Consider the following 559-nt stretch of genomic DNA (forward strand, 5'->3'; position numbering starts at 1 on the left):
GCCAGTCCAGGTTGCCCCCGGTGACAACACCCAGGTGCTCACAATTGGCCTCCTTGACCGCTTTGAAACAGGCCAATCCATCGGATATCACCGCGCTACCACTGGCAATATGCCGTTTTGCCCAATCAGCAACGGACTTGGTTTTGAAACCATCGACCACCGTCATCCGCATCTTGATTGGATGTCCTTCCTTGTTCAGGGCCACTGCTGCCACAAACGGCGTCTTGCCTGCCGCGCCCCGACCCCGTTTGCCACCACGGCGCTCGCCACCCCAGTAGACATCATCGAGCTGAATGATGCCGCTGATGGGCTGCTTGTCATCGGACTCTTTCATGGCTTGCAGCAGCTTGTGCTTGAGCATCCAGGCGGTGTCATATTTGACGCCCAACTGGCGCTTTAGCTCCATCGCTGACAAGCCTGTTTTGGTTTGTGACAACAGGTGCATTGCCAGAAACCACTTGGTCAGTGGGAGCTTGGTGTTTGCGAAAATCGTGTTTCCAGTCAATGACATCTGGTGACGGCAGTGATTGCATTGCCACACACGTGGCCGCCTTCTCAG

General features: G+C 55.6%; 1 pseudogene. It reads right to left on the reverse strand.

Features of this window, described 5'->3' with window-relative positions:
• Positions 1-559: pseudogene (locus B4920_RS25840) on the reverse strand (IS1595-like element ISKpn3 family transposase); the annotation flags it as partial.

Origin of the sequence: Zoogloea sp. LCSB751, assembly GCF_002028455.1 — a bacterium.
Lineage (GTDB): Bacteria > Pseudomonadota > Gammaproteobacteria > Burkholderiales > Rhodocyclaceae > Zoogloea.